Below are 21845 nucleotides of genomic sequence, written 5' to 3'. Positions count from 1 at the left end.
GTCCGCTTGACCTCCGCCTGAAGACGGAGGTATGCGCTCGTACTCTCTATCAGGCGTCGTCGACGGTGTGGGTGTGCCCACACTCCGGGCAGGTGACCTCATCGTGACGGAGCCCGGCCGACCGCTCGCGTACCTCTCGCATTGTTTCGGAGATGCGATCCTCGGCGGCCAGTTCTTCCTCAACCGTGAGTTCGACCCCCTCCACCTCGAGGAGGAACTTTGCCACCTCCGTCACCTCGTACATCAGGTCGTCCAGCTCCTCGGCAGTGAAGAAATCACACATCGCCCCGTAGAGGAACGTCGCGCCGGCCTTCTGCACTTTCTCCTCGAAGGCCGCCCGCGCCTGGTTGACCGCCTGCGGCGAGTATGTGTCGGTCATGAACGGGACGAGTTCCGGAAGATTCTCACCGATTTTCGTCATCTCGACGCCCGTCTCTGTGCGAAAGTCCGCACAGAGCCGCGCGATAGCCCATTCGCGGGCCGTTACGTACGTCCGCTCGCGGAGGAATTCGTTGGCCCGATCGTACGTCGCGCCGTCAATCTTCGAGAAGCGGGCGTACTCCCGAACATCCGGAGGGACCTCCTGTTTCGATCCCTCTTGGGTCGCCTCCTGGGGCTCTGTCCCGGCATCCGTCGCCTCGTCCACGCGGCGGACCGCCTGCCGCACCTCGTCGGTCGGCTCCTCGTCGAGTTGCCCGGACGCGTCAGTCATACAGGGCGCTGCGTTGCGGCCCCGAAAAAGCGTGTCGCCGATGTCTGACGGCCGGCAGACGCTTTGGGGCGGGACGTTTTTTACCTGTGGTGGCGTGGCCCGGGTATGAACCTGCTGTTGGGGCTCGGCGGCAGCGACGACTCCATGCGGGCCCTCGATCGGACGGTCCAGCGGGCGCTGGAGGCCGGCGACTCCCTCACTGTCGCTGTGCTCGAGAATCCCGACTCGGAGCCGTCACAAACGGCTGTCGCCGAGCGGGCCCGCGCGGCGCTAGCGGAGGCCGGCCTCGGCGACGACGTGCGCGTCCTTGAGGGACACCCCGGCAGCGCGCTGGTCGACCTTGCGGAGCGAGAAGGATTCGACCGCATCGTTCTCGGCGGCGGCGAGACCAGCCCGCTCGGAAAAGTAAAACTGGGCTCCATCTCCGAGTTCGTCCTTCTGAACGCCACCGTGACGGTCACCCTCATCAGATGAGCCGTGTCTACCCCGATGCGGTGGCCGGCCCATACGAGCCGCCACCCCGCTCGTTCACCGACGCTGAGGGCCGCGAGGTGACGATTCGGCGCTACGACGGTGACTTCGAGTCGCTCGCGGAGATGTACGACAAGTTCGACCCAGGTGATCGCGCGCAAGGGATTCCGCCCTCGGATGGTGAGCAGATACGTGACTGGCTCGAGACTATCACGACCGGCGAGGGAGTGAACGTCCTCGCGTGGCACGGCGACGACGTAGCGGGCCATGCCACACTCGTCCCTGAGTTTGGCGATGGTGGTCAACCGGTCGCCTACGAACTCGCTATCTTCGTGCTCCATAGCTACCAGAGCGCAGGCATCGGCTCACAGCTCATCGAGGGGCTGCTCGGCGCCGGCCGCGAGGACGGCGTCGAGCGCGTCTGGCTTACCGTCGAGCGGTGGAATAACCCTGCCGTCGCTCTCTACGAGAAGGTGGGCTTCGAGCCGTCGGACACGGGCAGTTTCGAGCTGGAGATGGCTGCCCGGCTACAGTAGTCGGACGTTCTTGCCAGCTGGCTCGCCGAAGGTATCCGTCGCCCGCCTGTAGACAACCTCGCCGCGCACGAGCGTCAGCTCCGGGAAGACGGCTTCGTGGCCTTCGAAAGGGGTCCAGTCGCACTTCGTGTGGAGCCGGTTGGCCCGAACCGGTTCCGCTGCCGTAGGGTCGACGACCACGAGGTCGGCGTCACGCCCTACCTCGATTCGTCCCTTTGACGATAGGTCGAATCGCTTGGCCGGCGCCGTAGCCGTCAATTCGCGCACCCGCTCGTAGCTCATCTCGCCGCGGGCCGCAAGCCCGAGCAGGAGCGGCAGTGCCGTCTCAACGCCCGGCACTCCTGAAGGTGCCGACCAGATATCGGTGTCTTTCTCGGCACGGGTGTGAGGCGCATGGTCCGTCGCCACCATATCGACAGTGCCGTCAACGACCCGCTCAAAGACGGCTTCCCGCCGCGACTCCGAGCGCAGCGGCGGGTTCATCCGCCCGTGAGTCCCCAGTTCCTCGAGATCAGCCCGCGAGAGCAGCAGGTGGTGGGGTGTCACCTCACAGGTCATCCCCGCGGCGTCGGCGGCATCGATGCCAGCCGGCGTCGACGCGTGAGCGACGTGGATGCGGCCGCCGGTGTCGGCAGCGACCGAGCAGGCTTGCTCGACAGCGCTTGCCTCCGCCTCGGCGGTGCGGTACGCGCTCCACGCGTCGGCGTCGCTCCGGTCGCGAGCGGACTCGTCGAACAGCGTCGCGTCCTCCGCGTGGACGGTGACGGGAACGTCACGGCCGCAGGCGGCAGCCACCGCGTCGGCGAACAGCGCTGTGTCGATACCCATTTCGCCCGTGGAATCGGCGAGAAACACCTCGCCGAGCGCGAACAACGGCCGGTCGAACAGCGAGTCGGGGGCCCAGTCAGCCGTGACGCCGCCGTTGAGTCCGTAGTCGACGAGCGAGTCGGCCGCCAGTGCCGCCTTCTCATCGAAGGCGTCTCTATCGACCGTTGGCGGATCGGTGTTCGGCTGGTCAACGACAGTGGTGACGCCGCCGGCCGCCGCCGAGCGAGATCCCGTCGCCCATGTCTCCTTATGCGGGAAGCCCGGCTGGCGGAAGTGAACGTGGACATCGACCATCCCCGGAAGGAGCAGCTTGCCGGCTACGTCGATTGGTTCATCCTCGGGGCGGCGCTCGAGCGTTGCGTCGACAGCCGACACCGTCTCGCCTTCGACGCGAACGTCGACGACCCGGCCGTCGCCAAGTTCGGCATCGGTGAACAGTAGGCTCATGCCCGCGGGTGAGCGGCCTGGTCTGGTAAGTGTCCCGTTCACCCAACTCGTTCAATCTCTGCGTCGTCGCTGGCGAGCGCCCGCTCAAGCGCGCGGGCGACGGCCGTCGGGTCGGCGTCACCGCCGGCGCGGGCGACGCTCCCTACCGACGCCGGGTCGAAGGGGACTCCCAGTGCGTCGTAGACGGGCCCGAGGACATCCGCTATCGCCTCGTGATCGCGGACGACGACGATGCCGGCCACTCGCGCGACGGTTCCGACCCGCTGTGCGAGTCCGACGAGTTTGCCGTCTGCGGACAGCGAGTGTGCCCCTGGACAGAAGGCATCCGGTGGTTCCCCCCGTTCTGTGTCGACTCCGACGGCTGCAAGCGCCCGCTCGACGGCCGCGAGCGTCGACTCGTACCGCGCTGTGAGTCCTTGACGTGCGTCCGCGACGGGCTGGAGACGGACAAACGCCACTGTTGACCCAGTATACGCGACAGCACGACCGCCGGTCGCCCGCTCGTACGGTGGAAAGCCACGCGCGCTGGCGGCCCGGCGCGCCTGCTCATACCTCGCCGCGCGGGCGTCTCGACGGCCAAATGCCACTTGTCGGTGGGGAGTCCACACCCGGACGGCTGGCTCATCCGTCTCGGCGACATCCTCGGCTAGCCGCGCGGTGACGGCGCGATCGGCCTCGGGGGCGCCGGCCCGGCCGCGGAGGATGCGCATATCTTGGGTGGGGCTGCTGGCGGCTAAAGCGTCGCGCTCGCCGGAAGCCGAACCACGAAGAAGCCGCCACACCTACATCAGGCGTGTTCGCTGTCGAGGGTGCTGACGTGCTGTTTGCCCACTGGCCTGTACCCGTTGCGGCTATCCGCGAGCGACTCCCGGCTGACCTGTCAGTCGACACCTATGACGGGTCGGCGTGGGTGACGGTCCTCCCCCACCGAATTAGCGGCCTGCAACTGGCCGGTCAGCACATCCCGGTCGGCTTTCCGCAACTGAATGTGCGGACGTACGTACGCCACGGAGACACGCAGGGGGTGTTCTTTCTCGACTGCGAGACCGGCGACCGGTTCGGTGCCGTCATCGCCCGCCGGGCCTTCGATATCCCGTTCCATCGGGCAGAGATGCGGTTCGACGCCTCGGGCGACCGCTACACCGTTCGATCACACCGGGCCCGTCCCGGCGGCGATGTTCGGTTCGACGCCCATTACCGGCCGACAGGAAAGGCGACGACAGTCGAGTCGGGATCGCTCGCAGCGTTCCTCATCGAGCGGACGCGCTGGTACGTCGACGACAGTCCGGTCCGTGTCGGTCGTATCGAGCGGGAGCCGTGGCAGGTGGCGCCCGCCAGCGCGACGCTCCGGACGAACACGCTCGGGCAGGCGTTAGACCTACCACTGTCAGCCGCACCAACTGTCCACTACAGCCCGGGTTATGGGATGGATGTCCGACCGCTCCGGCGAGCGAAGTCGTAAACACCACACCGCCGGCGCGTCTGTCTGACGTATGGTCACGCTGCCGGGGTCGGTCGTTGGCCGCTACGAGCGGTTCTCGCTGTACAACTCCCCGTACCCGGCCCACGACGGCGGCAATGCGATAGATCTCTACCCCGGCGAGAATGGTGGCCTCGCCCCGTCACCCGTCGCCGGCAAGGTGCTCGACACGCGGACGGTTGCCTGCCCATCCCGGCCGTACGCCGCTGAGGAGGATCACCTGATTCTCGTCGACACCGACGACTACGTCGCCCGGATACTCCACGTCGACCCTGCCGTCTCGGCTGGTGACCGAGTGGCAATCGGCGACCCGCTGGGTCAGCTCGTCCGATCAGGGTTTTTCGGCCGGTGGGTCGACGACCACATCCACCTCGGCTTCCGGCCCCCAGACGCCAACCATTATCGGGCGTCAGGGTCGCTCCCGCTTGCCCTCGACGTCGACGTGCGGGCACTCTCGTGGGATGGTACCGGCACTGTCGTCGCAACAGGGCCGGAGCATGTCTTGCTGGACGCGCCGACTCCAGACAGCGACGGAACTAGGTTCGCGGCGCTTGCCAGCGATGAGGGAATCCCTCTCGACGGCGGGTTGGCCCACTACGCCGGCGGCGGGACGTTCCGGTCATATGAGGGGCTCATCTCGCTGCTCGACTGTCCGGTCGGGATTGCCGCGGGGCGGGACGTGACGTGGGCGGACGTGGCCATCACCGCGAACGGCCGACGGGCGACAGGGCTGTCGCTATTTGCAACGCGCATGCCTGTGGGAGCGAAACTTGTCTTCCACAAGGGGCACGACTTCGCAGTCGGTGACTCTCTCACCGTGGGCGTGAACCCGACGGCCGATCCGGTTCAGCTCGGCTAACCCCACCGCTCGCGCCACTTCTCTCGCTCGCGAACGTACGCCTCTTCGGCCTCAACGCGCTCCCACCACGCCTCGAAAACGAGTGCTGCCTCCCGCTTGTCGTGGTCGGCCCACCGCTGTGGCTCTCGTGGGGTCCCGTCGTCGTCGTACTTCTGGCCACCTGGGTACCGGGCGTACCGCATCGCCCGCGTGTACCCCATCTGGAGGTACTTTCGGCCCATATCCATCCCAGGAAACTCGCCACGTTCGCAGTACTCGCGGAACTTCCCATAGATCGCCTCGCCAGCCTCGTCTGCTGTCTCGCGGTCGGCGTATCCCCAAAGCGGGAGGAGCTCCGACTTATACGGCTCAACCTTGAACACGCCCTGCTCGCCCCGCTCGACGCGGTACCGCTCCGGCTCCGCCCGGAAGTCGATATCGTACTCCGGCCCCTCCGTCTCGTTTGGTCGCGGGTCGTCCTCGCTCACAACTGTACTGGGGTCGCCAAGGGCGTCAGTGGTGTGGTCGGGCGCCCGTCAGGCCTTTGGCCGCTGGCGCGTAGCCTCAGTATGGACCGCCAACAGGCGTTTGCGCTTGCGATGGTGCTGTTGATGGTGTTTTCGTCTATCGCCTACGCCGCCTCGCTCGTCTTCTAATCCGTCTCCCAGACATCACCGAGCGGGTGATCCTCCAGCGAGGCAGTCTCCTCCTCGGTGGCCGTTCGTCCGCTGACCGGCTCCGTGCCGGCGTCGGTACCCGTGCTCGCGACCGCCGGATCGAACGCCGGCAGGGCCGGCGTCTTCATCGCGTCGACCTGTGCGGCGAACCAGTCGGGCATTGCACCCCGGGCCCGCTCGAACAGATCCAGCAGCGACGTGTCGGCGAGGTACGTCGCACCATGATCGTCGGGCGCGCGGACGACCCGACCCGCCGCTTGGATAACTGTCCGGAGCGCCGTCCGGTAGTACCAGCCCCACTGACCCTCTTCCAATCGGCGGGCTACCCGCGAGTCGCGCGTGTTCGGGTACGGTGCCTTGCAGAGCACCTGCCACCGGCAGAGATCTCCTCGAAGGTCGAGTGCCTCCTCCATCTTGACGGCGACGAAAACGGCGTTGGAGTCCTCTCGCTTCCAGCTTGCAAGCGCGGCGTCGCGCGTGTCGCTGTCGTGAGTGCGCACTCGGTCGCCCACACCCAACTCGCGCAGGCGCTCGGCCAGCCGGTCAGCAATGGCGTAGCTGTGAGCGTGGACTAGCCCCTTCTCGTCGGGGTGGTGGGCCATCAGTTGGCCGATGGTCCGTGCTATCTTCGGAATTGTCTCGTCGCGCCGCTCGTAGGTCATCTTGCCGCAGGTAACATCGTACAGCGGCCGGTGCTCAAGCGGGAACGTGTGAGGGATATCGACGAGCGCAACGTCTGCCGGATTCAGCCCTGTCCCGGCACAGAAGGCGTCCTTATCGAGGATGGTCGCCGACAGTAACGCGAACTTGCGCCCGCGGTCCCACACCGTATGGTGGAGATACCGAGCCGGGTCCATCGGCTTCACCGTCACCGCGCGGTCGGGCTGATCGACCACCCACGTCGTCGGGCTCTCCGGGTCGCGGACGTCCTCAAGGAACCACGACAGCTCACGTTGCAGCTCCCGCAGCCGGTCACGCTCGCTTACCTCCCGGCGGGAGAGCTCCGTCCGGCCACGCAGTTCCTCAAGTCGGCGCTTGCAGACCCGGCCGAGCCGTTCGGCATAGCCGGCTACATCGGTCAGCCCATCGATGTCGGGCGGCTCGCAGGCGTCCCAAACGGGAATCCGCTCTGGAGACAGCTCGATGGTCGCGTACATCTCGGCCCACTCTGCGAGCCCATGTGCCTCGTCGACGACGACTACGTCTCGCTGGCCGAATACGTCCGAGCCGGCCGTCTGCATAAAGTACGCGAGTGTCATTGCTGCGATATTACGGTTGGCGGCGATAGAGCGGTCTGAAAAGTACGGACACCGGTGTTTCACCGGGCAGTCAAAGCCCGTCTCGCGGGCACACGGCGCCTCCGTCACCGGTGTCTCCGTCTCGCCGGGGAGAATGCAGTCGTAGTTTCCTTTCCCACGAATGACAGCGAAATCCTCGAGCAACTCATCGCCCGCCACGTCGTCAAGCTGTGATACTTGGGGGGTAGTGTAATAAGCGCCGGTCGCCTCGATGCCGTCAGACTCGCCGGGCCGGCGAGCGCAGCCGGCGATGGCCCGTGCGAGCAGTGACTTGCCGCTGCCCGTCGGCGCGCGCACGAGGACGACATCGTTACCGGCGGCGAAGGCCTCACGGATACGCTCGATGGCCGCCTCCTGACGGCCGCGGAACTCGGGAGCAGGAAACTCCGCACGCATCCGCGCTGGTCGCACGACAGTACGGAGTCACTGCCGCCACTAAACGTCTCCGTGTCGCTCCGGAAGCGCCGCCACGTCCGCGGCTGTTGCCTCGTCGGAGAGCTGCTCGATGCAGTCGTAACACAGCAGATGATCAGTCCCGTCAACCAGTTCGAGCGCCAGCCCCTCGGCGTTGTCTCCGCCGAAGGTCCAGAGATTCGCGATGCCGCCGGCTACCCGGACATCGCACCCACAGCCGGCACACGGCTCAGAGGCCATGTCTCCACTATACAGGTCGCCGCAAAGAGCCTGTGGCTGTCAGTCACCGGGTTCCTGCCGACGCCCCTCCCGCCGTCCAGACTTAGAACCGGTCTCGCCCGGCGGGGTGACGAATAGCGCGTCGGCGACGGCTGCGGCGCCGACGAGCGAGCCGACTGCCATCGCCGCGTGTAGCGGAACCGACGAGAGCAGTCCCCCGCCGACGGCCAGCAGGAATGCCACCGGAACCACCGCGAGCACGAGATCGTAGCGACTCACGGTCGTCACGCCGTCGACTGTTCGCGAGACGATGCGGTCGCTGGGAGACTGGGGCTCGCTCATCGCAGGACACCTCAGCCACTAATAGCGGCTCATGGTACAAAAAAGTAACACGCGCTCTCCAGGTCCCATCGTCATAACTTATCAGCTGGTTTCCTCTCGAACCTGGTGGGACGGCGGGCGGTCGGCGTGGGATTAAGTCGCCGCCGCCCCAGCGGTGGGACATGAGCGCGGCGACCGACCGGATGCGGGTGGTGCCGTGAGCACGGAGCCGCAGACGCCGGAGTTCGGCGAGACGTGGGTGTACGAATCCATAATCGGCGCCCTGCCAGGTATCTCCCTGTCCCGAGCCGTCGCCATCGCCATCCAACTGGCTGTCTTCCAGACTGGCCTGGTACTACTGGCCTGGTACTACGATCTGTGGCCGGCGGCGGTCGCCGGCACTGGTGCTGTCTTCATCGCTGCTGTAGGCAGCGTCGAGATGCTCCGGATCGGTTCACTATCGCGGACCGCCGACGTGCCGGAGACATACTCGCGGTTGCTATTCGGGTCGAGTGTGGAGGTGGTGCTCGGCGTGCTGGCGTTCGTCGCACTCGTCACTCACCTGTTTGTCTTCGATCCGGCGACGGCCTCGGAGCCCCTCGTAACGTCGCTGTTCGGCGAGCAACCGCCTGTCGTCGTCGTTTACCTGACTTTACTCGTGCTGTGGGATGTCTGCTACCGTATCGGGACGAACTGGTGGGCGGCGGTGGTGGCGGTATGGCGGTCGGCCCGCTATGAGTTCGACCGCGACACTCGTCGGACACTCGCCCGGGTGGACTTGGAGACGATGGGGTTCGGCGTCGTCCAGTTGGTGCTCGTCCCGTTCATCCTCGAGTACCCAGTCTTACTGTTCGCGCTCGTCGGCCATGTGGTCGCCGTGGTGGCGGCTACAGGGCTGTCAGTGACACTACTGCGGGTAAAAAGCGGTCCGTTCAGTCGTCCGACTTGATCTGCTCGAACTGGTCGAGCAGCGCCTCCGCAGACTCGCCAGCGTCGTAGTTGACGCTGCCGTCGTACTCTGCACGCGTGTCGTCCATGTTCGCGTCGACCGACGTCGCCTTCTGCTCGCGACGTTCGTGTTCGTCTTCGTCGTATGCTCCCATGCTCATGGTACTCGTTCACACTTGCGAACTGTCCTTCATTAATGTATTGGTGGGTATAATGACGTGACTTAGGCCCGCGACACAACGAGTAAGCCCGCGGAGCCGTAGAGGCGAGATGTGGCCGGGCCACTTCGCTTTCGGGTGTCCGAAGAGTCATGGACCGAAGCCCGGGTCCGCGAGCGACTGCTAACGCCCCTTGCGGCATCATTCGGTGCTCACCTCGAGACGCCGTGGTTCACACCGCCAGACGGCTACGAGGCCCGGCGACTGGAGATGGACAATGGCGATGTCGCGCTGTTCTGCTGGACCGACTCGACGGCCTACTGGCTTGGCAACACGAAAACACCCGAGGCACTATGGCGTACGGACAAGTCCGCGTTCACCGAGGTACCCTACCCTGTTGCGCGGTGGGCCCAGCGGGAACTGCTCGCCCGGCTTGAGTTGGTCGACCCGTGGCTGGCCGACTACGACCACGTCGCGTGGTTCTTCCTGCCGGTCTTTCTCTCGAAGGACGGCCGCGAGACAACCCGTGCCTTCTTCGCGGACCACGCGGCCGGCTTTCCAGACGCAAGCCGCGACGAGGCGCTCGGCTTCTTTGAGGACGCGCTTGCAACGGGCGCGCTCGATGCCTACCGCTACACGATGGCCGCGAAGCTCGGCACTAGCGAGGGGCTTGATATCGGTCGTATGAGCGCGACGATGGCGGAATTTATCGTCGCAAAGCTGCTCGCGGACGCTGGACTCGCCTTCGAGCCCGAGGTGCAGCTCGACAGCGGTCACGCCCTCGATTTCCGGGTCGACGGCAATCATCTCGTCGAGGTGACTCGCCCTCGGCCGCCCACGCACCGCTCGCGAGCGGATACGCCGACGGCAGCTGTCCGAGAGACGGCCGACGCCAAGACCGACGACCAGCTCCGAGCCCATCCGGACGCAACCCTGTTCGTCGACTGCACCTCCTTTCGCGACGACGAGTGGGCAGCTGTCCGGGCCGAACAGCCGGCCGTCAGCCACCGGCCGACCGTCGTGTTCCGAGCGCGGCCGGACGGACACATTGAGGGCTATCGGATCGGCACGCTCCCGTTCGAGCTAGATGGGGCGATCAACTGGCTGGACTGACGGGTCTGCCAACGGAGCAGAAAACAGTGAAAGAGGTGGTTAGAAGCTGAGCTGCGTCGGACCCTGCTCGCCGATCGCGGGCGCATCCCGGTCGGAGTATCCCTTCCGGCCGATGGCCTCCTCGGAGACGGCCGACAGCGCGGCCAGCTTGGCATCCTCGGAGTTCTCGTAGGTGGTGTCGCCGAGCCGGCCCATGACTTCGCCGAACGTCTCCGACCCGTTCGGCAGGTCAAGTTCGGTCTCGCCGTACGCGTCAATGAGTTCCTCGCCAGTCGCCGGGTAGTTGTGGGCGTCGAGTTCCGCGTCGGCGTCGTCAATGAATCGCATATCCGTATGTATCTGGGTATCCTTCATGAACGTTGTGTAGGGATGGACTTCCAGACTCATAATTCATTAAGGTTCCCTAGGGTGGAGAAGGCGTTTGTCTCGCGGGGCCGAACCCGTGGTATGGACGCCCCGCTCGTCGCTGACCTCCACGCGCACACGACCAACTCCGACGGCGAGATGACGCTCACGGACCTGATCGCGGCCGCCCGCACGGCCGGGCTCGATGCCGTCGCCGTCACCGACCACGACCGACTCCACCCGGACGTCGACGCTCCTGTCGAGCAACGGGACGGTCTCACGCTTATCCACGGCATCGAACTCCGGGTAGAGAGCCCCGCCGGTCGGGTCGACCTGCTCGGTTACGGCGTCGAACCGACCGACACGCTGACCGCCGAGACTGATCGTCTCCAGGCCGACAGAAAGCGGCGCGGTGCCGCCATCATAGAGAAGGTGGAAGACCGGTTGGGCGTCGACCTCGACCTCGAGGCTACCCCCGGCATCGGCCGCCCACACATCGCTCGTGCGACCGCTGCCGCGACAGACCTGTCGGTCGGCGAGGTGTTCACACAGCTCATCGGCGACAATGGCCCGTGTTATGTCTCCCGAGACCTCCCCGACTTCGAGACGGCCTGTGACCTGCTGGCCGAGGCTGCCGGCTTGGTTGGTCTCGCACACCCGCTCCGATACGAGGATCCCACCGCCGCACTCGGACTATGTGACCGACTCGATGCAGTCGAACTATTCTATCCGTACGACCGACCCGTTGATTCTGCACCCGTCGACCGAGCGATCGATCGGTACGACTTGATTCCAACGGGGGGCAGCGACGCCCACGATCACACCCTTGGCCGGGCGGGACTTGACGCCGACGGCTACGAGCGATTCTGCGCCGCGGCGGGGTTGCCACACCCGTAGGCGTTTTTACGGCCGGCCGCATACCGGTCGGTATGCAGTGTCACTACTGCGAGTCGGAGGCCGCCGTCGCTGTTGAGAAAGACCATATCAAGGTTGGCCTCTGTGAGGATCACTTCCGTGACCGACTGGAGGAACTCAAAAACGAGGGGTGGCTCGAAGACCTCCAGGAGGAACTTGACATCGACCGCTCTTAGTCACCTTTTGCCCTCGATTGTCCCGTTCGGTTGGCCGGAATCCTCTCGACTCCCGCGACATTCCACCGACCCGCGTCGTCCGCCGGCCGTGAAGCCGGCGGACTCATGCCTCGCTTTCGACCTCGATGCCTCGCTCTGCGAGTAACTCGCGAAACTCGGAGCCGTCCAGCACGGGAACATCCTCGCTGTCGGCGTCGTCCAGCTTGCTCTGGCCCGGGCGCTCGCCGGCGACAAGGTAGTCGGTGTTGCTCGACACCGACGAGGTGGCGTCGCCGCCGTGTCGCTCGACCAGTTCTTGTGCCTCCTCACGAGTCAGGCCTGATAGCGACCCGGTGAAGACGAACGTCTCGCCGGCAAGTGCGTTGCCGGTTTCTGTGTCGGCTGGCTGTGGCGAGACGTACTCGAGGAGGGCGGCAATGACCTGTTCGTTGCGCTCAGAGTCGAAGAACTCCCGTATCTCCGCGGCGACCACCTCCCCAATGCCGTCGACAGCCTCCAACTGGTCGCGGGTCGCCGTCCGGACGGCCTCGAAGGTGCCGAAGTGGCGCGCCAGGTCACGTGCGACGGTTGGGCCGACTTCTGGGACACCAAGCGCCACAAGGAAGTCAGCAAGCGGCGGCTTGCGGCTCGCCTCTACCGCGGAGACGAGGTTGTCGGCGCTCGTCTCCCCCCAACCATCGAGTTCGGCGACGGCTTGGCGATCAAGGTCGTAGAGATCTGGCAGCGACTCAACGAGTCCCGCCTCGAACAGTTGACGGACTGTCCGCTCGCCGAGCCCCTCGATATCGAGCGCATCGCGACTCGCGTAATGCTCGAGTGCGCGCTGGAGCTGTGCGTCGCATGCCAGTCCGCCGGTACAGAAGGCCAATGGCCCGTCCCGCTCGACAGCGGAATCACAGACCGGACAGTGGTCGGGGAACGTGAAATGAGCCTCACCGTCGTCCTCAACGACCGCATCCACGTACGGGATGACGTCGCCGGCCCGTTGGACGCTGACGCGGTCGCCGATACCGACACCCAGCTCCTCAATCTGCTCTGGATTGTGGAGTGACGCCCGCGAGACAGTGACGCCGCCCACCTCAACAGGATCAAGCAGCGCGACCGGCGTGAGCCGGCCCGTCCGGCCCACTTGGACGGCGATGTCGCGGACGATTGTCTCCTCTGAGCGAGCGGGGAATTTGTATGCGAACGCCCAGCGAGGCGCCCGCGCGGTCGCACCCAGCTGCTCGCAAGCAGCCCGATCATCGACCTTGATTACGACACCGTCAACCTCGTAGTCGAGCTCGTCTCGTCGGGCAAGCAAGTCGTCTCGGTAATCAAGGGCGTCCTCGATGTCATCCACCCGCCGGACTTCATTGTTCACGGGGAGCCCCCACGACGGGAGCCGGCGGTGGCGCTCCCAGTGGGTCTCGAAGCTTGTGCCCGCGAGCGTCTCAAAAAAGAAACAATCAAGCGGCCGCTCAGCGACGATGCGCGGATCCTGTTGGCGAATGGTACCGGCGGTCGCGTTGCGTGGGTTGGCGAATGGTTCGTCACCTCGTTCGACCCGCTCGCGGTTGTAGTCGTTGAATGCTGCCCGTGGCATGAATAGTTCTCCTCGGACGGCAAGGAAGGCGGGATGGTCGCCACGGAGCTCTTCCGGTACGGACGCGACGGTGCGCACATTCCGGGTGACATCGTCGCCCACCTCGCCGTCGCCCCGGGTGACGGCCCGCTCGTAGACGCCGTCCTCGTACACCACCTCGATGGAGACACCGTCGAACTTCGGCTCGCAGACGTACGCGACAGACCCTACGGCCCGCTCTACCCGGTCTGCAAACTCCCGCACATCTGACTTCTCGCCCGACGACTCGATGGACAGCATGGGTGCGACGTGCTCGACCGTCTCGAACTCGTCGACGGGTTCGCCACCGACCCGCGCCGTCGGCGATCCCTCGGTGTCGAGATCGAACGTCTCCTCAAGGGTCCGCAGCCGGGTGAACAGCCGGTCGTATGTTCGGTCACCGATGATCGGTGATGCCGTGACGTAGTAGCGGTAGTCGTGATAGCGGACCGCCTCGCGAAGCTGAGCGGCCTGCTCGCGGGCCTCCTCTGGATCGAGCTCGTCGACAGGCGCGAATTCCGTATCTGGCTCGCGAATATACGGATTATCCGCCGGCGCATCCTGCGGAACGTCGGCGGACGCGTCTGACTCCCCCTCGTCACCGCCTCCATCTGTGAACGACGAGATGTCCGCCTGGTCGGTCATCGTCCGTGTTGCGTGTCCCCCGGGGAAAAATCGGTCGCGTCGCCGCTACAGGCCGGCGACGTCCTCGATGGCGTCCGTCAGCGCTCGGATGCTCTCGACGGTGTGCTCGCCCATATGGCCGATACGGAACGTCTCCTCGCCGATGTCGCCGTACCCGTTCGAGAACACCATGTCGTACTCTTCACTGACCGCGTCGATAGTCGCGGCGACATCGATGCCGCGGGTGTTCTCGACGCAGGTGACCGTCTGTGACTCGTACCCTTCCTCGGGGAAGAGGCCGAAGTGCTCGCGGGCCCACTCGCGGGTGTACTCGGCCATCTCGCGGTGCCGGTCGTTGCGGGCCTCATGACTTTCCTCAAGCATGTGCTTCATCTGCTCGCGGTAGGCCAACATCAGCGGGATGGCCGGCGTTGAGTGGGTCTGACCCTTCCGGTCATAATAGTCAAGACAGCGCTGGAAGCCACCGTACCACGACGCCTCGTCCTTTTCGAGTTCCCGCTCGTAAGCCGCGTCGCTCACGGTACAAACCGCGAGCCCTGGGGGCATGGCGAACGCTTTCTGCGTGGAGGTGAAGATGCAGTCGATGTTGTGTGCCTCCACATCGATGTAATCACCGCCGAGACACGAAATGGCGTCGACGACAAAGTATGTGTCTGGGTACTCTCCCAGCAGGTCGCCAATTGCCTCGACAGGGTTGCGTACGCCGGTGGACGTCTCGTTCATCACCATCCCGACGGCGTCGTACCCCTCGTCGCTCGCCTCAAGCGCAGCCCGAACATCGGCGGGCCTGACAGGCTCGCCCCATTCGTACTCGATGCGGTCGACCGATTTACCGAGCCGCTCGGCGACGTTCGCCTGCCGCTTGCTGAACGCCCCGGACGTGGGAACGAGCATTCGCTCGTCGACGAGGTTGAGCGTCGTCGCCTCCCAAAACTCCGTCCCCGAGGCCGTAAGCACGATGACGTCGTCGTCCGTGCTGAGGAATTCTTTCGTGTCCTCGACGATCGTGGTGTAGAGGTCGGTCATCCGGTCCATCCGGTGGCCGAACATCGGCTCGGCCATCGCGTCGATGACGTCCTCGCGAACCTCGGTCGGGCCGGGGAGATACAGCGTCTTGTCGGGATAGTTTCCCGTGTACTCCTGTTTCTCGGTCACGTGAACCAGTCTCCGTAGGCCGACTTCGATGCCCCTGTGCAAGGTCGTTGTGATACCGCCACGGACTCAGTCACCGCCCGATTGGTCGCCCGCGAACGTCGCCACTCGGTCGCCGTCAAGCCGCAACAGCGCCGGCAGCAGTGCCACCGCGAGTAGTATCTCGAGTGCACCCGCAAGCAGGAAGGCGTCGACGAACCCGAACCGGGCCGCCAGCCCACCCCCGCCAACGACGCCTGCGAGGAATCCCAGCGACCCGACGATGTTGAAGCCGCCGGTAGCTGTCCCTCGCTCGTCGGCGGCCGCGAGGTCGTTTACCAGCGCAAGCGTCGCTGGCGCACACAGTGCACCGAACGCGCCAACCAGCGCCATCACGATGGCCGCGACGGTAACCGTCGGCGCCAGCGCTACCCCAACCACGACGAGTCCGTACGCGAACGAGCCGACTGCGACCGGACCGACCCGTCCCACCCGATCCGAGAGCACACCAAGCGGGTACTGCAGGAGCGCGAACGGGAGGAAGAACGCCCCTAACAGGAGGCCGGTCCCGCCGGCGTCCAGCCCGAACCGTGCCTGGAAGAAGGCAACGCCGACAAGTGCGAAAAACCCGGCAGTAAACCGGTCAGCAAAGCCGAACGCGAACGGCACCGACAGCGCCGGCCGGTCACGGACAGTCCGCACGACTGCGAGCAGATGGCCGTCAACCCCGCCGCCCGCGTCTGTCTGTTCGTCGAGCTTGAGTGCCGCGACTCCCGCGACCGTGAGCAGCCCTGCTGCTGCGACGAGCGGTGCGCGGACGCCAAGCGCGTACAGCTGCCCGCCGACGGGTGCGCCCAGTCCTGTTCCGAGGCCGATTGCGATGCCGGCTGCCCCCATGTTCCGACCGCTGCCGCCCGAGAGGTCCATCAGTGCCGCGACGGCTAGCGAGAAGGCGCCGATGGTGGCAGCTCCTTGGATGAATCGCACGAGGACAACGGCCCAGAAGGGAACCGCTGGAATCCCCGCGAGCACAAGATAGCCGACAGCGCCCCCAAGCGCGCCAGCAGCGATGAACGGGCCGCGGCGGCCGGCCCGGTCGGAGACGGCACCCCACGCCCCGGCGAATAGGACGAATCCTGCGAACTCTGCGCCGAGGAACCACCGGCCGGCGTCAAGCGGTCCGCTCCCGCCGAGCGCAGCGACCAGTTCCGGTACCCCTGGATAGAGGAGCACCTGCGCGAATAGCACGGCGAACACGACGCCCGCAAGTGCGCCGCGGGCCGTCCGGTGGCGTCCCACGGCGGTGTTACGACACCCGGCTGCTTAGAGGTGGCTCCAGGTGGCGCAGCCGCTGAGCTGTTTACAGCGCGAAAATGCGGAGGAGTACGCTGTCAGAACGGGGCCTGTGGGCCTTCGTCGTCGTCCGAACTGGACTCGCCAGGGAACGACGGAGAGACGTTGCCGCCTCCCATCCCGTCGCCGCCGCCGGCCGCCGTACCCGTGTCGGCGTGGACTGTGTTGATCTCCGGAATCTCCTTTGTCATCCGCGATTTGATCGCCTGAATCGTCATCGGCGAGATACCACAGCCGGAGCAAGCACCGCCCAGCTGGATGGACACCGACCCCTCCTCCCGGTCGATGTTCTGGATGGCGGCACTACCGCCGTGCATCTGAATCTGCGGGAAGTTGCGCCGCAGGAAATTGGAGATGCGGTCGCGCAGGTCGTCGCCGTCAGCGGATTCCGTACTCATAGTGCAGGTTACGTCGTCACGACGCTTAGGGTTTGCCCTCCCGCTCGACCCGAAATCACACACCGAACGTCGCCCGGAGCTCCTCACGGAGCGTCTCGACGTAGTGGTCGAGTATCGTTTCGAGCTTCTCGTCGTCGACGACCACAACCCCCTCAAGCCGGGCGGCGGGATCGTCGGGCAGTTCAACGCGGAACCCCTCGTCGTCGCCCTCGTAGAATGGCTCGGATTCGCTGAGCACCGTCTGGTCGATGCCGTGGATAAGCGTCGAGTCGTACCGCTCGTTCATCCGCTCGAAGGCGTTCCGGTACGCCTGCTGGAGCTGTGGGAAATAGTCGACATATTTCTCCGCCTCGAACGTCTCCGGGTCGATGTCGTCCATACGGACTGTCGGCACGTCCGCCACGAAAGCGTGCCGGTCAGAACTCCGAGAGCGATGTCTGGTTCGCTCGGAGTGCCGTCGCGTCGTACCCCTTGGCGGTGAGGTGGCGGGCAAATGCGTCTGCGAAGCCGTGGTGGGTATACACCTGCTCGGGGTCGACCGCCTCTACGAGCCGACACAGCTCTTCGAAGTCACAGTGATCTGACAGCGGGAACGTCGCGTCGTAACCGCCCTGATAGCGGAATGACTCGTCGACTGCCCACCCCGAGACGCCGGCCGTGGCCGCGCCCGCCGACTCGATAAGCGACTCTACCCACGCGAAGCCGTTGAGCTGTGTCGGGAGCACGAGCGCATCTTCATCAGCTAGCGCCCGATCGTGGTCCCACCGCTCGGCGCCAAACGTGACGCCCGTCGCCGCCGCGATTGGTTCGTTGAGGGCAGCAATCGCGTCAGAAACGAACAGCCGATTGCGGCGCGACCGCTTGACGAGCAACTGTAGCTTCTGTGCACGTCCCAGTGCGTAGCCAAACAGGACGACTGGTCCGTCGACGTCATCGAGCCAGTCGACGATATCCTGCTCGACAGCCCACTGTGGCGGGAAGACATACTCCGGAGTACCGTACGTCGACTCGACGACCAGCACGTCTGCCGACGGTGGCTCGAACCCATCGAGATAGAACCGGTCGCGGGTCGAGACATCGCCTGTATAAAGGACGGTTCCGCCGTCGGCCTCGATGAGCGCAGCCCGCGACCCGGCGATGTGGCCTGCCGGTCGCAGATCGACCGCCGGATGGTGTGCTGCCGTCACGTCCGTATCTGTCCGTCGGGCTGCGAGCGCGGCTGTCAGCTCCGAGCAAATCAGCTGATTGGGCGGCTCGGAAAACAGGTGGTCGCCGTGAGCGTGGCTGAGCAGCCCCGTTGCCGGCGGCGTGTCGGCGTCGGCAACGAGCCAACCATCCGCACGTTCAATTTCGATGCCGTCCCGATAGCGAACCCGCGGGAGCCTGCCCTCACTCATTGATCTTCATAAAGCTGCTCGACGCGTTCATGCTGGTCCGCCTCCGTCGGTGCGAGGTCCTCGCGGATTCCTTCAAAACGGGGAAACCGGAGCGCATAGCCGGACTCGTACTCTGAGGAGGCTTGTATCTCTTCGTAGGCAACTTGCACCACCACGTCCGGCACGAGCTCAACGTCGCGGCCGTCCCGCTCGCGCACCAGCGACTCCAGCCGCTCGGTCAGCGCCGCTAGCTGCTCGTCCGTGTAGCCGGTCGAGAGCCGCCCAACCTCGCGAAATGTCTCACGGTCGGCGTCGTAGCAGGCTAGGTAGAGCCGGCCGAGCTGTTCGGCCCGACGCCCCTCGCTGTAGGTGGCTCGCGTCACCACCAGATCGAGCGGCTCCATCGTCGGCTTCACCTTGGTCATGGTGTCTACGCGCCGCCCCGGCGTGTACGGCGCGTCGGGGTTCTTGCACATCACGCCCTCGTGGCCGGCCTCGAGGGCGGTCCGGTAGAACTCGCGGGCCGCCGTCTCGTCTGCGGCCCATAGATGCTCGGCGCGCTCGAGCCCTGAGGTCTCCTCGACCAGCGCCGCCAGCCGGCTGAGACGGTCACTGAGGGATGCCTCGAGCAGCGATTCGCCGTCGTATAGGCAATCGAAGAGATGGACGGTGACAGGCACCTCCTCGGCCAGCCGCTCGACATCGTGTTTTCGCCGAACACGCTGGGAGAGTCGCTGGAAGGCCACTGGCTGTCCCGTGTCAGGGTCGTAGCCGACTAATTCGCCGTCGAGAATGCACTGGTCGGCGTCGACGCCCGCTTGGACCGCCGTGACGACCTCGGGGAACTGCGCGGTGACCTCCTCTAACCGACGGGTGAACACGCGCACGTCGTCGCCATCGATGTGAATCTGTACGCGAATTCCGTCGTATTTCACCTCAAGGTATGCCGTCTCGCCATCGCCGACGGCCGCTATCTCGTCCGCGAGGTCCTCCCCGGCTCTCGCGAGCATCGACTCGACGGGCCGGCCCACCGCGACGTCCAGGCTTTCCAGTCCGGCGGCCCCCTCTGCACGTGCTCGCTCGGCCACCAGCCCGAGATCGTTCGTCAGCTGATGAGCACGCTCGACGATGTCAGCCGGGGTGTCGAACGCTTCGGCGAGCGCCGCTCGGACGGTGCCGTCACCGACGCCGATGCGGAGGTGACCGAGCGCCGTCCGGACGACGAACCGCGCGGACATCGGCTCAGCGTCGCTCACCAGCCCGGCGACGGCGTCCACCTTCCGGTCGCGGCTGCCGCTCCCCTCGTAGCCCGCCAACTTACGGAGTGTCTCGTACACCCGGTCGACAGTGAGCGGCACCGACGCGAGCGTCTGCTGTGACCGCTCGGCGACGGCCCGCTCGGCGGCTGATCCCAAGTCGCCCGTCTCCCGCCACCACTTTTCGAGCTGGTCGGCGTCGACGCCAGTAGCCTTCTCGACGGCCGCCGTTGTCAGCGCTGAGGAGACGCCGAGCTCGGCGTCCGCGTGGCGGGGATAGACCCGTCCCCGCGTGAGCCGAACGACGGCCACGAGCCGGTCACCCGCCTCCCGGAACAGCGTGGCGAGTGCGGTCGTCTTCTCTGTGTCGGCGTCTGTCCGCTCGACGTCGCGATAGACGGACGCAAGCGCCGCGTACTCCATCATACTTCGGTAGGTTCGTGACGCGCAAAAGCCCACTGTCGGACCCCTCCGCTTCCGGTCCAACCTCGCCGCCTGCGGGCGGTTCTGTCGGCGGTCGTTCAGTTCCGCTCCGGTCACCCGAGCTGGTCGGCCACCAGCTGGTCGGCGTGCTGGATAAACGTTTCTTCCTTCCCGGCGGGAATGGTCGCACCGGCAGCGATATCGTGACCGCCGCCGTTGCCGCCGACGGCCGCGCTTGCCTCCGACATGACAACAGACAGGTCGAGTCCCTCTCGGACGAGCCCAGCTGTCCCGCGGGCGGATACCTTCGTCTCTGTGCCGCTCTCTTCGGCGAACGCGACGACAGGCTTCGAGCGGTCGACGCCGTCGACGCCCATCGACATCCCAGCGACGATGCCGACGATAGTCTCGCGTATTTCGTCGCCAGCGTCGAACCACTGGATGCTGCCGGCGTCGGTAACTCCCTGGCGTTTCACCCAGTTGAGCCCCTCCGAGAGGTTGCGTCGATGCGTTCGCAGCAGTTCGCGCGCGCGTTTTAAGGCGCCGGTCCGGTCGCCAAGACACACCGCCAGCCCTACATCGGCCCGCTCGTAGCGGGCCGTCGCATTCAGCAGGGTCGAGAACTCCGAGGCATCACGTAGCTCTGTCCCCTCGGGCTCGGCCGTCAGGGTGTACGTTGTCGCGACCAGTTGCTCTATCTTCCGGGCGGGAACGCCTCGCCGGACGGCATGCTGGACGAGCGCGCTCGCGACCCGGCGTCGCTCTGCGTCCGTCAGGTCAACCCATCGCTTCCAGTCGCCCTCGACCTGACAGTCAACATCGAGCCCGTCGAGGAACTCGACAGCGCCTGCGTACGAACTCGAGATGCCCGGCACGTGGGTGTCTGTAGCGTATTCGAGCAGCTTTGGCAGGGGACGGGTCTGCTTCCCGTAGACGGCGAGATCTTTCCCCTCCGCGAGCGCGCCGGCGGCGACCCCCTCCTCAACGATAGCGGCGTTCGCACCGTGGAGTTGGCCGCCCGAATCCTGCATGTCGCCAACGGCGCCGACGACCGCCGTCGCTGCGAGGTCGCGATTGTCGACACCCGATGACTCCAGCGCTCGCGCGAGTACGTACGCTGCGCCCGCGCCCGAGAGTTCCCGGGCGCCGTTGATGCCGAAAAGGAGCGGATTGAGGTGGTACGGTGGATTGACGTCGGTCTCAGCCGGCTGGTGGTGGTCGACAATGACAGGAGTGAACCCGTCTCCCTCGGCGTGGGCGAGAATCTCCGGAAGCTGACCGGAGCCGAAATCGGTGAACAGTACCGTTTCGTAGTCCGTCGCTGCGAGTTCCGCAACTGCCGTCTCGTCCAGTTGCTTGTAGAATGTCTGCTCGTGGGGGATTCCAGCGCGCTTGAGGGCTGTCCCGGCGATGGCAGCGCTCGTCAACCCGTCGGCGTCGATGTGGGAGACGACGAGCACCCTCTCGGCCGCGCGAAGCCGCTCGGCACAGGTCGCCGCGCGGTCGGCCATCTCGGGGACAGGTGTCGCGCTCATCTACTGGTGGTTCCGCGCGCTCGGAGTTAAATCTACAGTCGCGCCGAATTCGGAGCTGGTTGACAGACTGTCCGTCTCACCGACCGCTTCAGGGCCCGTGAAACAGAGTTGTTGGTATAGGGGGCCAATAGACGCGGACGTGCTTCCTCGCACGACGACAGCGGCCGGCTTTCAGGCTGTTCCCGTTGTCAACTCTCCCAGAAACAGCCAGACGAAGGGTATAAACTGG

25 protein-coding genes are annotated in these 21845 nt (G+C 65.7%); 8 read left to right on the top strand and 17 right to left on the bottom strand.

The window, feature by feature from the left end:
• Nucleotides 1-49 precede the first annotated feature (49 nt).
• Nucleotides 50-712 carry a DUF5806 family protein gene (locus ABEJ63_RS12475; RefSeq protein ID WP_375796700.1) on the bottom strand — a complete coding sequence of 221 codons (663 nt, stop codon included), beginning with the start codon at nucleotides 710-712 and terminating at the stop codon, nucleotides 50-52.
• A 105-nt stretch (nucleotides 713-817) separates the two neighbouring features.
• Here ABEJ63_RS12475 and ABEJ63_RS12470 point away from each other — a divergent pair, with 105 nt between their 5' ends.
• On the top strand, nucleotides 818-1186 hold the full coding sequence (locus ABEJ63_RS12470) for a universal stress protein (RefSeq protein WP_375796699.1): 369 nt from the start codon (nucleotides 818-820) through the stop codon (nucleotides 1184-1186).
• Nucleotides 1183-1719 (top strand): GNAT family N-acetyltransferase, encoded by a 537-nt coding sequence (locus ABEJ63_RS12465; protein WP_375796698.1) that lies wholly within the window; start codon nucleotides 1183-1185, stop codon nucleotides 1717-1719. Before ABEJ63_RS12470 ends, ABEJ63_RS12465 begins: the two co-directional genes overlap by 4 nt.
• Here the strand turns inward: ABEJ63_RS12465 and ABEJ63_RS12460 are convergent.
• Together ABEJ63_RS12460 and ABEJ63_RS12455 are read right to left on the bottom strand one after the other, a co-directional pair.
• Nucleotides 1711-2994: a dihydroorotase gene (locus ABEJ63_RS12460; protein WP_375796697.1), complete on the bottom strand. Its 1284-nt coding sequence runs from the start codon at nucleotides 2992-2994 to the stop codon at nucleotides 1711-1713. The two genes, ABEJ63_RS12465 and ABEJ63_RS12460, sit on opposite strands and share 9 nt — an antisense overlap.
• Before the next feature lie 38 nt (nucleotides 2995-3032).
• Nucleotides 3033-3704: a lipoyl protein ligase domain-containing protein gene (locus tag ABEJ63_RS12455; RefSeq protein ID WP_375796696.1), complete on the bottom strand. Its 672-nt coding sequence runs from the start codon at nucleotides 3702-3704 to the stop codon at nucleotides 3033-3035.
• A gap of 83 nt (nucleotides 3705-3787) precedes the next feature.
• Here ABEJ63_RS12455 and ABEJ63_RS12450 point away from each other — a divergent pair, with 83 nt between their 5' ends.
• Both ABEJ63_RS12450 and ABEJ63_RS12445 read left to right on the top strand, forming a co-directional pair.
• Nucleotides 3788-4456, top strand: a complete 669-nt coding sequence (locus tag ABEJ63_RS12450; RefSeq protein ID WP_375796695.1) for a YqjF family protein — start codon at nucleotides 3788-3790, stop codon at nucleotides 4454-4456.
• Between the two features lie 31 nt (nucleotides 4457-4487).
• Entirely contained in the window at nucleotides 4488-5333 is an 846-nt protein-coding gene (locus tag ABEJ63_RS12445; protein ID WP_375796694.1) for a hypothetical protein, read from the top strand.
• Here the strand turns inward: ABEJ63_RS12445 and ABEJ63_RS12440 are convergent.
• The 4 genes from ABEJ63_RS12440 to ABEJ63_RS12425 form a co-directional block, all read right to left on the bottom strand.
• Nucleotides 5330-5800 carry a DUF4385 domain-containing protein gene (locus tag ABEJ63_RS12440; RefSeq protein ID WP_375796693.1) on the bottom strand — a complete coding sequence of 157 codons (471 nt, stop codon included), beginning with the start codon at nucleotides 5798-5800 and terminating at the stop codon, nucleotides 5330-5332. The genes ABEJ63_RS12445 and ABEJ63_RS12440 overlap by 4 nt on opposite strands.
• Nucleotides 5801-5964: 164 nt before the next feature.
• Nucleotides 5965-7698, bottom strand: coding sequence for a helicase C-terminal domain-containing protein (locus ABEJ63_RS12435; RefSeq protein WP_375796692.1), 1734 nt, complete (start codon nucleotides 7696-7698; stop codon nucleotides 5965-5967).
• Nucleotides 7699-7722: 24 nt separating this feature from the next.
• Nucleotides 7723-7941: a hypothetical protein gene (locus ABEJ63_RS12430; RefSeq protein WP_375796691.1), complete on the bottom strand. Its 219-nt coding sequence runs from the start codon at nucleotides 7939-7941 to the stop codon at nucleotides 7723-7725.
• A gap of 39 nt (nucleotides 7942-7980) precedes the next feature.
• The gene (locus ABEJ63_RS12425; RefSeq protein ID WP_375796690.1) at nucleotides 7981-8262 is read right to left on the bottom strand and encodes a hypothetical protein; all 282 of its coding nucleotides are present in this window, start codon (nucleotides 8260-8262) and stop codon (nucleotides 7981-7983) included.
• A 196-nt stretch (nucleotides 8263-8458) separates the two neighbouring features.
• Between ABEJ63_RS12425 and ABEJ63_RS12420 the strand changes: the two genes are divergently transcribed.
• Nucleotides 8459-9190: a hypothetical protein gene (locus tag ABEJ63_RS12420; protein WP_375796689.1), complete on the top strand. Its 732-nt coding sequence runs from the start codon at nucleotides 8459-8461 to the stop codon at nucleotides 9188-9190.
• Here the strand turns inward: ABEJ63_RS12420 and ABEJ63_RS12415 are convergent.
• Nucleotides 9174-9350: a DUF5786 family protein gene (locus ABEJ63_RS12415; RefSeq protein WP_375796688.1), complete on the bottom strand. Its 177-nt coding sequence runs from the start codon at nucleotides 9348-9350 to the stop codon at nucleotides 9174-9176. The genes ABEJ63_RS12420 and ABEJ63_RS12415 overlap by 17 nt on opposite strands.
• Nucleotides 9351-9461: 111 nt before the next feature.
• Between ABEJ63_RS12415 and ABEJ63_RS12410 the strand changes: the two genes are divergently transcribed.
• Nucleotides 9462-10460, top strand: a complete 999-nt coding sequence (locus ABEJ63_RS12410; protein ID WP_375796687.1) for a DUF5784 family protein — start codon at nucleotides 9462-9464, stop codon at nucleotides 10458-10460.
• A gap of 39 nt (nucleotides 10461-10499) precedes the next feature.
• Here the strand turns inward: ABEJ63_RS12410 and ABEJ63_RS12405 are convergent, their stop codons facing one another.
• A complete protein-coding gene (locus ABEJ63_RS12405; protein WP_375796709.1) occupies nucleotides 10500-10787 on the bottom strand; it encodes a DUF2795 domain-containing protein in 288 nt (95 codons plus the stop codon).
• A 120-nt stretch (nucleotides 10788-10907) separates the two neighbouring features.
• Here ABEJ63_RS12405 and ABEJ63_RS12400 point away from each other — a divergent pair, with 120 nt between their 5' ends.
• Together ABEJ63_RS12400 and ABEJ63_RS12395 are read left to right on the top strand one after the other, a co-directional pair.
• On the top strand, nucleotides 10908-11702 hold the full coding sequence (locus tag ABEJ63_RS12400) for a PHP domain-containing protein (protein ID WP_375796686.1): 795 nt from the start codon (nucleotides 10908-10910) through the stop codon (nucleotides 11700-11702).
• A gap of 32 nt (nucleotides 11703-11734) precedes the next feature.
• Nucleotides 11735-11896: a DUF6757 family protein gene (locus tag ABEJ63_RS12395; RefSeq protein ID WP_375796685.1), complete on the top strand. Its 162-nt coding sequence runs from the start codon at nucleotides 11735-11737 to the stop codon at nucleotides 11894-11896.
• Nucleotides 11897-11999: 103 nt separating this feature from the next.
• Here the strand turns inward: ABEJ63_RS12395 and ligA are convergent, their stop codons facing one another.
• From ligA to ABEJ63_RS12355, 8 genes are all read right to left on the bottom strand, one after another.
• Entirely contained in the window at nucleotides 12000-14144 is a 2145-nt protein-coding gene (gene ligA, locus ABEJ63_RS12390; protein ID WP_375796684.1) for an NAD-dependent DNA ligase LigA, read from the bottom strand.
• Nucleotides 14145-14189: 45 nt separating this feature from the next.
• On the bottom strand, nucleotides 14190-15299 hold the full coding sequence (locus ABEJ63_RS12385) for a pyridoxal-phosphate-dependent aminotransferase family protein (protein WP_375796683.1): 1110 nt from the start codon (nucleotides 15297-15299) through the stop codon (nucleotides 14190-14192).
• 66 nt (nucleotides 15300-15365) lie between these two features.
• Entirely contained in the window at nucleotides 15366-16574 is a 1209-nt protein-coding gene (locus ABEJ63_RS12380; RefSeq protein ID WP_375796682.1) for an MFS transporter, read from the bottom strand.
• Nucleotides 16575-16666: 92 nt separating this feature from the next.
• Nucleotides 16667-17026, bottom strand: coding sequence for a NifU family protein (locus ABEJ63_RS12375; protein WP_375796681.1), 360 nt, complete (start codon nucleotides 17024-17026; stop codon nucleotides 16667-16669).
• 55 nt (nucleotides 17027-17081) lie between these two features.
• The gene (locus ABEJ63_RS12370; RefSeq protein WP_375796680.1) at nucleotides 17082-17405 is read right to left on the bottom strand and encodes a DUF5783 family protein; all 324 of its coding nucleotides are present in this window, start codon (nucleotides 17403-17405) and stop codon (nucleotides 17082-17084) included.
• Between the two features lie 37 nt (nucleotides 17406-17442).
• Nucleotides 17443-18423 (bottom strand): mRNA 3'-end processing factor, encoded by a 981-nt coding sequence (locus ABEJ63_RS12365; RefSeq protein ID WP_375796679.1) that lies wholly within the window; start codon nucleotides 18421-18423, stop codon nucleotides 17443-17445.
• Nucleotides 18420-20084: an ATP-dependent DNA ligase gene (locus tag ABEJ63_RS12360; protein ID WP_375796678.1), complete on the bottom strand. Its 1665-nt coding sequence runs from the start codon at nucleotides 20082-20084 to the stop codon at nucleotides 18420-18422. The genes ABEJ63_RS12365 and ABEJ63_RS12360 overlap by 4 nt, the downstream gene beginning before the upstream one ends.
• A 110-nt stretch (nucleotides 20085-20194) precedes the next feature.
• A complete protein-coding gene (locus ABEJ63_RS12355) occupies nucleotides 20195-21616 on the bottom strand; it encodes a DHHA1 domain-containing protein (RefSeq protein WP_375796677.1) in 1422 nt (473 codons plus the stop codon).
• Between the last annotated feature and the right edge of the window lie 229 nt (nucleotides 21617-21845).

Origin of the sequence: Halosegnis sp. (genome assembly GCF_042216475.1) — an archaeon.
GTDB lineage: Archaea > Halobacteriota > Halobacteria > Halobacteriales > Haloarculaceae > Halosegnis.
Note: the sequence above shows the minus strand (reverse complement) of the source record. Positions and strands in the feature narration are given on the sequence as shown.